Below are 14,538 nucleotides of genomic sequence, written 5' to 3'. Positions count from 1 at the left end.
TTTGGATGAGCAAATACGCCTTTTTGATACCATTTTATAATCATCCAGAGCGCATCAATGAATTAATAGAGGCTCTAAAAGCTTATAAGCTTGATATTATTATCGTGGATGATGGCTCTGATGAAGCCAGCAAAGAGGTTTTAAAAGGGATTAAAGATATATTGCTATTAGAGCGTAAGAGTAATGGCGGCAAGGGTGCCGCTATGAAAGATGGGTTTAAGTTTGCTATTGATAATGGCTTTACTCATGTGCTTCAGGTTGATGCAGATTTTCAACATGATGTAAGCATGATAGATGAATTTTTAGAGATTAGTAATAAATTTCCTAAAGATATAATATGCGCAAACCCCATCTATGACAATACCGCTCCAAAGTCAAGGGTTTATGGAAGAAAGATTACAAATTTTTGGGTGGCTATAAATACACTGAGTCTTAAGATAAAAGATGCGATGTGCGGCTTTAGAATCTATCCTCTTAAAGAGATAGAAGAGGCTATAAAAATAAGCAAGACAAATAGGATGGAATTTGATATAGAAATCCTTGTAAACGCACATAGATGCGGGCTAAAAACTCAGTGGATAGATATAAGAGTGAGTTATCAAGAATGCGGAATATCTCATTTTAAAATGCTTAGAGATAATGCAATGATAAGTCTTATGCATGCTAGAGGATTTTTTTCTCTGCCTAAATTTATCTTTCAGGAGCTTTTTTCTAAAAACAATAGTGAGCTGTGGTGGAAGAAGAACGAGAAGTCAAATAGCTTTTTTTTAAGGCTCACATTGATTTTGACTCAATATCTGCCAGTATTTTTACTAAATTTTGTGATCAAGATAGTTGTGTTTTTTTACTATCTTACTTCTAAAGAAGAGCGTGAGAACATAGAAGAATTTAGGCGAAATTTAGCAAATTTTGCAGGCGAAAATGTGCTAAAAAACACAAGCGTATTTGGAAATTTTTATCAATTTGGTGTGGCTATTTGCGATAAATTTCGTGTATGGAAAGGCAAAATAGGCTTTCAAGAACTTGATATAGTAAATGTAGAATATGTAAAAACCGAGCTAACAAGAGCAAAAAGAGGTCAAATTTTATTGACCGCTCATCTTGGAAATATTGAAATTTGTAAAAAGCTAGCCACAAGCGTGGACGGCTTTGCAATAGTTATTTTGGCATATGACGAGAATGTTAGAAAATTTAACGATATCATAAACGAGATAAGCGGGGAAAAGATACGAATACTGCTTGTAAACGAGCTTGACGTAAGAGCTATGCTGGAGCTTAAAACCATTGTAGATAGCGGAACTCATATAGGTATAATGGGAGATCGCGTGCCGATAAACGGAGATAAATTTACAAATATAAGCTTTTTGGGAAAAGAGGCTAAATTTAATCACGGCCCATATATAATAGCCGGTATTTTGGGAGTAAAAATAAGCTCTCTTTGGTGCCAAAAGATAAATGATAAATTTAGGATAGAATTTACTAAGATAGCAGACGAGATAAAGCTTTCGAGGGATAAAGTAACTAGCGTGAGGCCTTATTTGAAAAATTATGTAAACGAGCTAGAGCATCGCTGCAAGCAGACTCCCGAGCAATGGTTTAACTTTTATGATTTTTGGAGGCAGTAGTGCAAATCTCAAAAACAACTATAATAAAAGCTCAATTTTTTGATGTGGATTCTATGAATGTCGTATGGCACGGCAATTATGTAAAATACTTAGAGACTGCACGCTGCGAGCTGCTAGACGAGATAGGCTATAACTACGAAAACATGAAAAAAGATGGCTTTGCCTTTCCTATCGTGAAACTTGATATCAAATATGTAAGGCCTGTATTTTTCGCAGATGAGATTGAGGTGGAAGCTAGATTGGTGGATTTTGAAAGCTTTTTAAAGATATCTTATCTAATTAAAAATCATAAGACCAAAGAGAAGATAAGCGTTGCCAACACCTCACAAATCGCTATAGATATGATAAATAAAGAGACTTGTACTATTATGCCGGATAGCTTTAAGGAAGCTGTCGAAAAGTACCTTAAAAGGAGTTCGGAATGAAAATTTTATTAGCTATTTTGACTACTACAATCAGCCTTTTTGCTATAAGCTCTGAGGATATAAGGGCTAATATAAAAACTCAAAATATAGATGGAAATTTCACTCAAACTAAGATTTTAGTCGGATTTCCTAATGCTTTTAAGAGCTATGGAAATTTTTCTTTGAAAGAGAGCGAGCTTATCTGGCACACTTTAAAGCCTATTAATGCAAAAGTTATCATAGGAGAGGATGGAATTTTTGAGCAAAGAGGTGAGGGTTTAGTAAAAATAGGACAAAATTTTGATAAAAAGCTCTTTTTGTCAATCGTTAAACTTGATCTGGATGAGCTTAAAAAAGAGTTTGATATCCAAATTTTAAGCCTTCAAAATGGCTGGAAAATAGATCTAAAGCCAAAAAATATTTTATTTAGGCAAATTTTTTCTTATATATCAGTATTTGGAGATAAATTTGTAGAAAAAATCGAATTGGCTGAGGTTAGCGGTGATAAGACGATAAATGAATTTTATGACATAAGATGAAAAAAATCTCGATTTTTATACTGTTTGCTTCTATTTTTTTAGTCTCCGTTTTTTATATTTTTGTGAATATAAACCGACTTGAAACCGATATTTTTTCACTTATAAATTTTAAAGATAATCAAAACGAACAGCTTGTATTAAAATCTATGCAAGATGATTTGTCAAATGAATTTTTACTTGTTTCAGACTCGAAAGAGTTTATGAAAAGCACGGAAATTTTGGCTAATAAAACCGGACTTTTTGAAAAATTTAGCGCTACTGTTGATATCGATACAAAAAAATATTTAGATGACCTTGGACGTTTAAAATTAGCTCTATTAAATAGATCTGCCGTAGATAAAATTATAAATAAGACTGATGAGTTTTTTAAAGAGAGTGCAGAAAGTTTTTTAAATCAATTTATATTTAGGCCTTTAAGCGCAAGGGATGATTTTTTCGCACTTGCGACTCACTCAAGTATGTTTGATGAAAAAATAAGATTGAATATAAGCGATATGATGCTTGAGATTAAGAGCGAAGATGGCAATTTTTTTCTCGTAAAAGCACGTTTGAAACCAAATTACGATCCAAAAGAACTTATTAAATTTTATCAAGAGTTAAAAGCGCAATCTAGTATTAAAAATTATAAAACATATATAAGCTCCGGTGCGCTTTATGGGGCTTTTGCAAAGATGGATGCCGATAAAGAGAGCTTATATATGAGTCTTATTTCTTTGGCTCTTACTAGTCTATTTTTACTGCTTGCATTTAGAAATTTCTCAATTTTTAATATCGTTTTTATAGCTATTTTTGGATTTGCCTGTGGATTTTGCGCCTCACTTTTGCTGTTTGATCAGCTTCATGTTATGGTGGTTATTATTAGCACTAGCCTCGTTGGACTAATGTTTGATTTCGCACTTCACTGGCTTGGTAAATTTAAAAATCAAAAGATACAAAGCCACAGTATACAAAGTATGCTAAAAATTTTTATACTAGGTCTTTTTATCACTATGAGTGGATATGCGGTATTTATCTTAGCTCCTCTTGAATTATTAAGACAGGTCGCGGTGTTTTCATTTTTTACACTGTTTGGAGCGTTTTTATTCACATATTTTTGCTTGCCTTTATTACTGGAGGGCAAGATTTTTTCACAGAGTATTGGATTTAGTAAAATTTTGATATGGTTTCATAGTTTTTGCATTTTATTGTCAAAGAAAATAGGATTTAAATTTTTAATATTACTATTTATTATCTCTTCTTCGTTTTTGATGATAAATTTTTCTAAAATAATTGTGAGTGATAATATTAGAGATTATTCTAATTCTCCGCAAAATTTGCTTGATGATTCCATAAAAATCGCACATATAACAGGTGCAAACGTCTCAAATTTAATGATAGTAGTTAGAGCGGACAAGGATATAGTAGCTAAAGAAAGAGCTTTGATAAAGGAGCTTAAAAATGCAAAATTGATTCAAGACTACTCGGCAATTTCAAAAATATTTTTAAGCCAAGCAGAGCAAGATAGTATAAAAGAGCTATTTAAAAAGGCTAAAATCGATAGTAAAATATCTGGTTTTTATCAAAGCTTAGGCATTGATGAGGAGCTATTAAAGGCCGAATTTAAGAGGATTGTTAATTTAAATACGCTGAGTGTTGATGAAATTTTAAGTAGCGATTTAGCAAGAGAATTTAGAAAATTTATGTTAGAGAATAAAAGTAGCATAATATATGCCGATGGATTTATAAAAAATAATCAAAGCAGCGAGATCTTAGCTAAGTATAATGCTTTTAGTGTTAATTTTGTAGATACTCTAAATCAAAATTTTACCGAGGCAAAGCACTCTGCGGTGATATTAAAGATAGCCGCATTTTGCATAGCTTTTGTGATTTTATGGTTATTTTTTGGACTTAATAAAGCTTTTATTGTAATGAGCCTTATTGCTCTTGGTGTACTTATAGTATTGTGCGGATTTGTTATTTTTAATCTTCATGTAAATATATTCGTCGTATTTGGACTCATATTGGCAAGTGCTGTTGGGATTGATTATATGATATTTGCAATGAATCAAGATTTAGTGAGTGACGAGCGTATTTTTGGTATTTTGGCCGCATCGCTGACGAGCTTTATATCATTTTTTATGCTCTCTTTTAGTTCGACAAACGCCATAAGTCTATTTGGACTTTGCGTTAGTTTGAGTATAGTTTTTTATGCATTGGCGGCTAGTATTTTAAGCGTGAAGAGCGAGTCAAGATAGCCAAATAAGCTTGCGTAAATTTAGAAAAAATAAGTATAATCACAAGAAGTGTCAGGGGAGTGTTAGCTGAGATTAGGCGCAGGCCTTAGACCCTTAAACCTGAAGCGGATAATGCCGACGTAGGAAGATGCGCTACTTCTGATGCAAATTTAACCCAAAGAAAAAATATGCTTATTATAAACGGAAAAGATGAGAGTGGCTTCATCGGAAAAAGCGTCCATGAATTCGCTTGTCAAAAAGGATTCAATAAAGAGTATATGGCTGTGGAAATCAATGGCGAGATTTTGCCGAGGGATAAATTTGACTCCAAATTCAATGATGGAGATAGAGTCGAGATAGTTTGTTTTGTAGGTGGTGGATGATGGATATTAAAGATGATTTTTTAGAGCTTGGCGGGCATAAATTTAGCTCTCGCTTTATATTGGGTTCTGGTAAGTTTTCTTTAACTTTACTTGAGGCTGCGATAAAAGACGCAAAAGCTCAGATCGTTACACTCGCGCTTCGCAGAGTAAATGAAGGCGGAAGTGAAAATATACTTGATTTTATCCCGAAGGATATTACCATCCTGCCAAACACCTCAGGAGCCAGAAACGCCGATGAAGCCGTGCGTATCGCAAAACTTGCGCGTGAGCTTGGATGTGGCGACTTCGTTAAAGTCGAGTGTATAAAAGACAGCAGATATCTGCTACCTGATAACTACGAGACGATAAAAGCGACGGAAAAACTTGCGAATTTGGGCTTTATCGTGATGCCTTACATGTATCCTGATCTAAACGTAGCGCGCGATCTTGTAAATGCAGGTGCTGCTTGCGTGATGCCTCTTGGCGCGCCTATTGGCACAAATAAAGGACTCGCCACTCGTGAATTTATCAAAATTTTAATAGACGAGATAGAACTGCCCGTGATAGTTGATGCAGGTATCGGAAACCCCGCTCAGGCTTGTGAGGCTATGCAGATGGGTTGCGCTGCCGTGATGGCAAATACGGCTATAGCCACTTCAGGAGATGTGCGAGCGATGGCAAAAGCTTTTGCACTCTCTATTGAGGCTGGCAGGCTTGCTTATCTGGCGGGGCTTGGCGAGATTAGCGAAGCGGCAAGAGCGTCTAGTCCGTTAAGCGGATTTTTGGAGTAGGGTGTGAAAAATTTTGACGTGATGAGCTATATGGACGGCATGCAGCGCATAGATAAAAGCTTGATGAATCGTGTCTTAAATTTGCGTGAAAACTACAACTATGAGGGCTATACAAAGTCTGATGTAAAAAGAGCTCTTGGTATGAGTCGTGTCGATGTAGAAGGGCTTCGTGCGCTTTTAAGTCCTGCGGCTGGCGAGTTTTTAGAAGAGATGGCGGCGCGCGCTCAAAGTGATATGAAAAGGCATTTTGGAAACGGCATTGAGCTTTTTACTCCGCTTTATATCTCAAATTTTTGTGATAGTAACTGCGTGTATTGCGGATTTAGCTCGCATAATAAAATTTCGCGCCTAAGGCTAAAGGTAGATGAGATAAAAACAGAGCTTGAAAGTATCGCAAAAAGCGGACTTAAGGACGTGCTAATCCTTACGGGTGAGAGTGCTAAGAAGCGCGATTTAAGCTATATCGGAGAAGCTTGCAAGGAGGCTTCAAAGCTATTTAGCAATGTCGGAGTTGAGATTTATCCGCTAAATTCTGACGAATACGCATACCTGCATGAGTGTGGCGTGGATTATGTGATAGTGTTTCAAGAGACTTATAGTCCCGAAAAATATGCCAAGGTTCATATCGGCGGACAAAAGATGAGCTTTGCTTACCGCTTTAACGCTCAAGAAAGAGCTCTTATGGGCGGTATGAGAGGTGTCGGATTTGCCGCCTTACTTGGGCTTGATGACTTTAGAAAAGATGCTTTTGCGACGGCGATTCATGCAAATTTCATTCAGCAAAAATACCCGCATGCAGAAATCGCTATATCCTGCCCTCGACTAAGACCTGCTAAAAATAAAAGTGAAGTAAATGCGGGCGAAGTTGATGAAAAAAGCCTTTTTCAGGTAATTTGCGCTTATAGAATTTTTCTTCCTTTTGCTAATATCACGATCTCAACGCGCGAGAATGCCAAATTTAGAAACGGTATCATAAAAGTAGCCGCTAGCAAAATTTCAGCAGGAGTTAGCGTTGGAGTCGGCACTCACTTGGATGGAGTCAAAAGAGGCGATGAGCAGTTTGAGATAGACGATACTCGTGGAGTGGATGAAATTTATAAAGATATCTTAGCTCTTAATCTGCAACCTGTGATGAGTAATCACATCTATGTTTGAGCTCATTTGTGTTACAAATAGGCACTTAAGTAGCGATTTTTTAGGAGATTTATCGCATATAGTTAGCGAAAAAAAGCCAAATGCTGTCATCTTAAGAGAAAAGGACTTGGATGAGTGCGAGTATGAACATTTGGTCTTAGAGGTGCTAAAAATCACTAAAAATTCAAGCACTAGGCTTATTTTGCATACTCATTTGGATGTTGCTTTAAGTCTTGGAATTAAAAATTTACACCTTTCTTTTGGAGAGTTTTTGAAATTTAACGAGACAAAAACGAAACGAGACTTGGTTAAAAATGAAAATTTAACTATCGGAGTTTCGGTTCATTCTCTCGACGAAGCCATTCTAGCACAAAATTTAGGTGCAAGTTATGTCATAGCAGGGCATATCTTTAAAACTAAGAGTCATGAGGGTGCACCACCTAGAGGGCTAGAATTTTTAAAAGAAATTTGTGCAAATTTAAACATCAAAACATACGCTATCGGCGGGATAAATTTCAAAAATTTAAGCCTTATAAAGGATGTTGGAGCTAGTGGAGCTTGCATGATGAGGGAGTTTTTGGAATTTGAGCCGCAGACGGCGGGAAGCTAGATTTAAGGCTAATTTATTATCATTTTAAAATTTTTATTAAGGATAATCGGTGAATAAACTTGTTTTTGTAACGTTGCTTTGGGCTTTTAGTTTTAGTTTGATAGGGGAGTTTTTAGCAGGCAGGGTAGATAGCTATTTTGCGGCATTTTCGCGCGTTTTTTTAGCGCTTTTGGTCTTTTTGCCCTTTATGAAATTTGAGGCAAAAAATGCCGCCATGTACGCTAAAATCACACTTATCGGAGCTATTCAAATAGGAGCTATGTATATCTTTTACTATAACTCGTTTTTGTATCTAAGTGTGCCTGAAGTAGCGCTTTTTACGATATTTACACCTTTTTATGTGAGCGTGGTTTATGATCTTTTCGCTAGGCGTTTGCGACCTCTTTATCTACTTAGCGTTGCGGTTGCGGTTTTGGGAGCTTTTATCATCAAATACGGCAGTATAAATAGCAGCTTTTGGCTTGGATTTTTAATGGTTCAGGGTGCGAATTTATGCTTTGGCGTTGGACAGAGTGCGTATAAATTTTTACTTGAAGATAAAGGATTTAACGAACAAAAGGGTCTTTTTGGCTGGTTTTTTGTAGGAGCTTGCTTGGTAACGGGATTTGCGTTTGGTATGTTTGGAAATTTTGAGAAAATTTCGCTTGATACGACTCAGTCTTTAGTGCTTCTATGGCTTGGGGTCGGAGCTAGCGGACTTGGGTATTTTATGTGGAACAAAGGTGCTTGCGAGGTTGATAGTGGCACTTTGGCGATCATGAATAACGCGCTTATACCTGCTGCGATCATCGTAAATTTAGTATTTTGGCATAAGGATGCAGACCTTGCGCGCCTTATCATCGGTGGAGTAGTTATATATATGTCCTTACTAATTCACAATAGAATAATCTCTTATTATCAAAAAAATATTTAGATTTTTGATAATAATGGTTTATGCTTTTTGTATATAATTTGGTTTATTTAATTTTATGGCGCATTAGTGATATGTTTCAATAATTATTGTTTTGATGATTGATTAAATTTATTTTTTATTGTGTAATATTTTATTCCATATAGATTTGTTTTTATAATTATAGAGCCTATTTGTTATATTTGGTTTTATTATAGTTTTTAGTACCCTTTTGTTTGTTTTAGATCCTAATTTGATTTGTATATGATAATCATATTTTTATAGTTTTTAATAGTATTATTTTTTATTTATATTGATATTCATATTTAATAGTTTCAAAGTGCTATTAATATATAGATTCAATAATTGTAATATTTTTGTTCTATAATATTTGCTTTTCTTTTATAGTATTTTACAGGTACTATTTTATTGCATACTTTTTTAAATCTTTTTTTGTTTTTTAGAAAACTTTATTTAAGTAACATTTTTAATCATCTACTTTATGCCACCTATCAAACTAAATATTTTTGATGCTTTTATTTTTATTTTGGATTGAATATATTGGTCAAATTATATATGATATTTAGTTGCAGTATAGAGTCAGGTTTAAAAATATTTTGATATAGTTAATTATTTGATTTATGGGTATCTTCATGATTTATCAGCCAAATTTTTGTTTTTAAACCTTCGCCGCCTGAGTATCCGCCAAGTGAGTTGCCAGCAATCACTCGGTGACAAGGGATGATGATAGGGATTTTGTTTTTGCTGTTTGCAGAGCCGACCGCACGGCAAGCTTTTTGCCTCTCTATGTTTTTAGCTAGCTCGGCATAGGTTATGGTCTTTCCGTAAGGAATTTTAAGCAGCGCTTCATATACGCTTTTTTGAAAAGGAGTACCTGAAATTTGAAATTTGCATTTAAACTCGTGCAAATTTCCATTAAAATACTCATCAAGCTCTTTTAAGCAAAGCTTTAAATTTTTATCTTTAACCTCTGTTTTTACAAATTTATCCACGAAATTTAGCTCGCAAATTCCGTTTTCATCTGCGCAAATTTCTAAGATGCCTATTGGGGATTTTAAGTGGGTTTTTTGCAAAATTACTCCTTTTGGTTTCGTATCCTTAAATTTAGCAAATTTTAGTTTAGTTTCTTATGCGTTTTTGGATAAAATAGGACTAAATAGTTAAAATTTGCAGCTTATTTATAGTAAGCAAAAGGATCGGTAATGGATTTTTTTAAAGAGTATGAAAAACACGTTGATGAAAGGGCATCGCTCGGTATTCCGCCGCTTGCTTTGAGTGCTGAGCAGACAAAGCAAGTTTGCGAGCTTTTAAAAGATGGCGATAAAAGGCAAGCCGAGCTTATAAATTTACTTGCCACTAGAGTAAATCCTGGCGTTGATGATGCGGCTAAGGTAAAGGCTGAATTTTTAAACGAGATTATAAATCACGATGTTAAGATTGCTGGCGTTGATAAGCTAAGCGCTGTAAGCATGCTAAAGCCTATGCTTGGGGGATATAGCGTGATCGTGCTTATAGCCTCGCTTCAAAATAGCGATAAAGCAGTGGCAAAGGTTGCCTGTGAGGTGCTTAAAGAGACTATTTTTGTGCATGATTATTTTAATGACGTGCTAAATTTAAGCAAAAGTAACGAATTTGCTAGGGAAGTTATAACCTCATGGGCGAATGCAGAGTGGTTTTTATCGCGTAAGCCGCTTGATGAGGTGATAAAGGCGGTTGTATTTAAGGTGCCAGGAGAAACGAACACTGATGATCTAAGCCCGGCTAGTGAGGCATTTACTCGCTCCGATATCCCGCTTCATGCTAATGCGATGCTCATTAGAAGACAGCCGGGAAGCCTTGAGAAGATAGCTGAGCTTAAAAAAAGCGGATGTGAAGTAGTTTACGCAGGCGATGTCGTGGGTACCGGCTCAAGTAGAAAAAGCGGTATCAACTCTATCCAGTGGCATTTAGGGCGAGACATTTACGGCGTGCCAAACAAAAAAACAGGCGGCATAGTTATCGGCACGACTATCGCTCCGATATTTTTTAACACCGCAGAAGATAGCGGCACACTACCTATAATCGCTGACGTAAGCTCGCTTGAGATGGGCGATGAGATAGAAATTTACCCTTATAAAGGTGAGATAGTGCGCGCGGGTAAGGTCGTAAGTCGCTTTACGCTTATGCCAAATACCCTACTTGATGAACTTAGAGCAGGCGGGCGCATACCGCTTATCATCGGTCGCGGGCTTTGCATGAAGGCTAGAGCGGCGTTAAATTTGGGAGATGAGCAGATATTTACTAAGCCTACTCAGCCTAAGGATGATGGCGAATTTGGCTTTACTCTGGCTCAAAAGATAGTAGGAAAGGCGTGCGGCATGCAAGGCGTGCGACCAAATTCTTACGTCGAGCCTTTGACTTTGACCGTAGGCAGTCAAGACACCACGGGGCCTATGACAAGAGATGAGATAAAAGAGCTTGCAAGCCTTGGATTTTCGGCCGATTTCGTGCTTCAGAGCTTTTGTCATACGGCGGCTTACCCTAAGCCAAGCGATGCGATCACGCATAAGACTTTGCCAAAATTTATGAACTCTCGCGGCGGAGTTAGCCTAAAACCAGGAGACGGCGTCATACACTCGTGGCTAAATCGCATGGTGCTTCCCGATACTCTTGGAACAGGCGGCGATAGTCATACGCGCTTTCCTATCGGCATAAGCTTTCCAGCCGGAAGCGGTCTTGTGGCGTTTGCGGCGGTGCTTGGCGTTATGCCTTTAAACATGCCCGAGTCCGTTTTAGTGCGATTTAAAGGCAGGCTTCAAAGAGGTGTTACTCTTAGGGATCTAGTAAATGCGATACCTTATTATGCGATCAAGCGCGGGCTGCTAACCATAGAAAAGAAAAATAAAAGAAACATCTTTGCGGGCAAAATTTTAGAGATCGAAGGGCTTGAGAGCCTAAAAGTAGAGCAGGCATTTGAGCTAAGCGACGCTTCGGCGGAAAGATCGTCGGCAGCTTGCGTGGTTGCTCTTGATAAAGCGCCAGTGATAGAGTATATAAGATCAAACATAACTCTCATTGAAGCGATGATAAAAGCAGGGTATGAAAGCAGGGCGACTCTTGAGCGAAGAGCTAACAAGATGCGCGAGTGGCTGGCAAATCCAACCCTTCTAAAAGCCGATAGCAATGCCAAGTACGCCGAAGTGATAGAGATAAATTTAGACGAGATAACCGAGCCGATACTTGCTTGTCCGAACGATCCCGACGATGTGGCGACTATTAGTGAAATTTTAGCCGATGAAAGACGTGCCAAGAAGATCGATGAGGTCTTTGTGGGAAGCTGTATGACAAATATCGGACACTACCGCGCTTTAGCCGAAGTGCTAAGAGGCGAGGGCGAGATACCTACGCGCCTTTGGGTTGTGCCGCCTACGAAGATGGATAAGGATAAGCTTGAACGTGAGGGGTATTATGACGTCTTTAGAAGTGTAAAAGCGCGTATAGAGGTGCCCGGTTGCTCGCTTTGTATGGGAAATCAAGCGCGAGTCGAGGATAACGCCGTTGTCTTTTCAACCTCGACTAGAAATTTTGACAACCGAATGGGGCTTGGCGCAAAGGTTTATCTTGGAAGCGCGGAACTTGCCGCGGTTTGCGCTCTACTTGGAAGACTTCCGAGCGTGGAAGAGTATATGAGGATAGTTCCTCATAAAATCGCAGGCAAAGAGGATGAAATTTACAGATATCTAAATTTTAATGAGATAGAGAATTTTAAAATTTAATTCTATTGATAGATTTGTTTAATTTAAATTTATAATTTCTTTTGATAAAATGTAGTATTTTTCTAAGGAGTTGTTATGAAAAAATCATATTTTAGAATAGGTACGCTTTTCGCTATAGGTTTTTTGTTTTTTGGCTGCAGTATGAAAGAAGCTATTATTTTAAATCCAGAAGCTAGAGCTATACCTATTTTAAGAGAAGTGCCAGCTGGTTGTGAATTTATAAGTGAAGTAGAAGGTAGAAATTCTGGTAATACTGTAGGTAAAAATATAGATAATGGTGGCTATATGTTTACTTATGAAGAAATTTATCAAAATAAAAAACAAGAAGCATATAATGACTTAAAGAATAAAACTGCTTATTTTGGTAAAAATATGAAAGCTGTCATTGTAAGAGAAAAAAGCACTTGTCAACGCCAAGGATTTTTTTCAGTAAAAATTATGGATTGCGAGGTTGGTAGACAGGCCGGATATAAAGATTTATTTTTAGATACATATGTAGTTTATGCTCATATATATAAGTGCAATTAAAACACTAATTTCAAATTTATATTTTAGGCTTCTTTATATTTTTATGAAGCCTAAAATATTTTTATAAATTTCATTCGTATTTGCTAATTTTATAATCCAAGAATACTTTTTAATATGACATAAATGATCGCTGCCGATCCACCAGCTATCGGTAGAGTTATAACCCAAGCAAGCACGATAGGCTTAACCATAGCCCAGTTTGCATCCTTATTAAAGACTCCTATTCCAAGAACAGCTCCTATTAGAATATGTGTTGATGAAACAGGAATACCAAGCTTTGTAGCAAATAGTATCACAGCGCTAGCTCCAAGCTCGGCGCTAAAACCAGTGGTTGGCAGTATCTCTGCAAGTTTAGATCCTATGGTCATGATAACTTCTTTGCCTAAAAACCAGAGTCCTACAACGAGTGCGATACCAAACGTTATCATGGCTATATTTGGAATAGGTGCAGTAGCGTTTATGCTTCCGGTTTTTAATACGTCTAAAATAGCTGCAAAAGGTCCGACAGCATTTGCTATATCGTTTGCTCCATGGGAAAAGGCAAATGATGAGGCTGTAAAAATTTGAAACCAAGAGAAAATTCTATTTGTGCTTTTTTCGGCATCGCTTTTACTCATTACATTTATCATTGCCAAGGTTGCAAGGTATGTTACTATACCTATAACACATATGATCCAGATGGTTCCTATGAGTCCTACATCAAAATTTAGATGTTTAAGCCCCTTAAATAGCATCATCGCAGATATTATAATCGCTCCTACTGCTGCTACGATAGGGATATGCTTTCTCATAGCTCTAAAGGTATCTATTGTTTTTTCGCGCTCTTTCATAGATTTTATAGCCATCTTGTATTCGCTTTTTTCAGCGTCTATATTCTCTTCGTCTATTATCGCTATTTTGCTTAATATTCTTATTTGCTCTTCTGCTGGCTTTGTTTTTAGATCTCTTAGATACTGCTCCTTGAAGCTCTTTCTCTCTTTTTTAAGCTTTTTAAGCTCAATCGTAGAAATTCTAGTCGGATTTATAATTCTTGTTTTTATATAGCTATATATCGAGTAAGATAAAATTCCTCCAAGAAGCGGAGAGATGACCCAGCTAATAGCTATCCTGCCAATACCTTGCCAAGATACCATACCCAACGCCTCTTTTCCGTCCATTGTCATAAAACCCATAGTAAGCCCAGCTCCTACAATGCCTCCTACTATAGAGTGAGTAGTTGATATCGGAAGCCCTTTTTTAGAAGCGATAAATAGCCATAATCCAGAACTTAATAGTGCTGACATCATAATAAGCACGAAAAGCATCGGGTCTATCCCGGTTTCAGGAAAGCGTATAATACCCTCTCTAATTGTCTTTGTAACCTCTCCTCCGGCGAAAATAGCTCCACTTAGCTCAAATACGGCAGCTATTATAAGAGCTTGCTTGATTGTAACCGTCTTTGCTCCTACGCTTGTTCCAAAGGAGTTTGCAACGTCGTTGCCACCGATATTAAACGCCATAAATATACCAAATATGCTGGCTATTAAAAATAGTAAGAAATGGTGAGACGGGATGTATTCGTATCCCCAGATAAAAAATCCTATAGTAGCTACTGAAAATAGAATAAATGCGAACAGATTATCGCGTGACAAGGTGACCTCCAGAATAAGTCAAAGTACAATAATTAT

13 protein-coding genes and 1 riboswitch are annotated in these 14,538 nt (G+C 37.0%); of the genes, 11 read left to right on the top strand and 2 right to left on the bottom strand.

Features of this window, described 5'->3' with window-relative positions:
• Positions 1 to 5 precede the first annotated feature (5 nt).
• From CDOMC_RS05590 to CDOMC_RS05550, 9 genes are all read left to right on the top strand, one after another.
• Complete coding sequence (locus tag CDOMC_RS05590) at positions 6 to 1,625, top strand: glycosyltransferase family 2 protein (RefSeq protein WP_172128650.1); 1,620 nt, start codon at positions 6 to 8, stop codon at positions 1,623 to 1,625.
• On the top strand, positions 1,625 to 2,050 hold the full coding sequence (locus CDOMC_RS05585; protein ID WP_170020434.1) for an acyl-CoA thioesterase: 426 nt from the start codon (positions 1,625 to 1,627) through the stop codon (positions 2,048 to 2,050). Before CDOMC_RS05590 ends, CDOMC_RS05585 begins: the two co-directional genes overlap by 1 nt.
• Positions 2,047 to 2,568 (top strand): LolA family protein, encoded by a 522-nt coding sequence (locus CDOMC_RS05580; RefSeq protein WP_172128648.1) that lies wholly within the window; start codon positions 2,047 to 2,049, stop codon positions 2,566 to 2,568. The genes CDOMC_RS05585 and CDOMC_RS05580 overlap by 4 nt, the downstream gene beginning before the upstream one ends.
• A gap of 62 nt (positions 2,569 to 2,630) precedes the next feature.
• Positions 2,631 to 4,802, top strand: a complete 2,172-nt coding sequence (locus CDOMC_RS05575) for a hypothetical protein (RefSeq protein ID WP_236861278.1) — start codon at positions 2,631 to 2,633, stop codon at positions 4,800 to 4,802.
• 43 nt (positions 4,803 to 4,845) lie between these two features.
• A riboswitch (TPP riboswitch) is annotated at positions 4,846 to 4,945 on the top strand.
• Positions 4,946 to 4,969: 24 nt separating this feature from the next.
• The gene (gene thiS, locus CDOMC_RS05570; protein ID WP_172128644.1) at positions 4,970 to 5,164 is read left to right on the top strand and encodes a sulfur carrier protein ThiS; all 195 of its coding nucleotides are present in this window, start codon (positions 4,970 to 4,972) and stop codon (positions 5,162 to 5,164) included.
• Complete coding sequence (locus CDOMC_RS05565; RefSeq protein ID WP_218975667.1) at positions 5,161 to 5,934, top strand: thiazole synthase; 774 nt, start codon at positions 5,161 to 5,163, stop codon at positions 5,932 to 5,934. The genes thiS and CDOMC_RS05565 overlap by 4 nt, the downstream gene beginning before the upstream one ends.
• Positions 5,935 to 5,955: 21 nt before the next feature.
• Entirely contained in the window at positions 5,956 to 7,089 is a 1,134-nt protein-coding gene (gene thiH / locus CDOMC_RS05560; RefSeq protein ID WP_218975693.1) for a 2-iminoacetate synthase ThiH, read from the top strand.
• Positions 7,082 to 7,678, top strand: a complete 597-nt coding sequence (locus CDOMC_RS05555) for a thiamine phosphate synthase (RefSeq protein WP_172128642.1) — start codon at positions 7,082 to 7,084, stop codon at positions 7,676 to 7,678. The genes thiH and CDOMC_RS05555 overlap by 8 nt, the downstream gene beginning before the upstream one ends.
• A gap of 49 nt (positions 7,679 to 7,727) precedes the next feature.
• Positions 7,728 to 8,591 (top strand): EamA family transporter, encoded by an 864-nt coding sequence (locus CDOMC_RS05550; RefSeq protein ID WP_172128640.1) that lies wholly within the window; start codon positions 7,728 to 7,730, stop codon positions 8,589 to 8,591.
• A gap of 602 nt (positions 8,592 to 9,193) precedes the next feature.
• Here the strand turns inward: CDOMC_RS05550 and CDOMC_RS05545 are convergent.
• On the bottom strand, positions 9,194 to 9,661 hold the full coding sequence (locus tag CDOMC_RS05545) for a methylated-DNA--[protein]-cysteine S-methyltransferase (RefSeq protein ID WP_172128638.1): 468 nt from the start codon (positions 9,659 to 9,661) through the stop codon (positions 9,194 to 9,196).
• A 129-nt stretch (positions 9,662 to 9,790) separates the two neighbouring features.
• Between CDOMC_RS05545 and CDOMC_RS05540 the strand changes: the two genes are divergently transcribed.
• Positions 9,791 to 12,343: a bifunctional aconitate hydratase 2/2-methylisocitrate dehydratase gene (locus CDOMC_RS05540; protein WP_172128636.1), complete on the top strand. Its 2,553-nt coding sequence runs from the start codon at positions 9,791 to 9,793 to the stop codon at positions 12,341 to 12,343.
• Between the two features lie 75 nt (positions 12,344 to 12,418).
• Positions 12,419 to 12,871 (top strand): hypothetical protein, encoded by a 453-nt coding sequence (locus tag CDOMC_RS05535; RefSeq protein ID WP_172128634.1) that lies wholly within the window; start codon positions 12,419 to 12,421, stop codon positions 12,869 to 12,871.
• Positions 12,872 to 12,960: 89 nt separating this feature from the next.
• Here CDOMC_RS05535 and CDOMC_RS05530 read toward each other — a convergent pair whose 3' ends face one another.
• Complete coding sequence (locus CDOMC_RS05530; RefSeq protein WP_172128632.1) at positions 12,961 to 14,502, bottom strand: inorganic phosphate transporter; 1,542 nt, start codon at positions 14,500 to 14,502, stop codon at positions 12,961 to 12,963.
• Positions 14,503 to 14,538: the final 36 nt, after the last annotated feature.

The sequence above is a fragment of the Campylobacter sp. RM16192 genome (genome assembly GCF_004803855.2).
GTDB lineage: Bacteria > Campylobacterota > Campylobacteria > Campylobacterales > Campylobacteraceae > Campylobacter_A.
The sequence above is the reverse complement of the archived record's forward strand: the minus strand, read 5'-3'. Positions and strand labels throughout refer to the sequence as shown.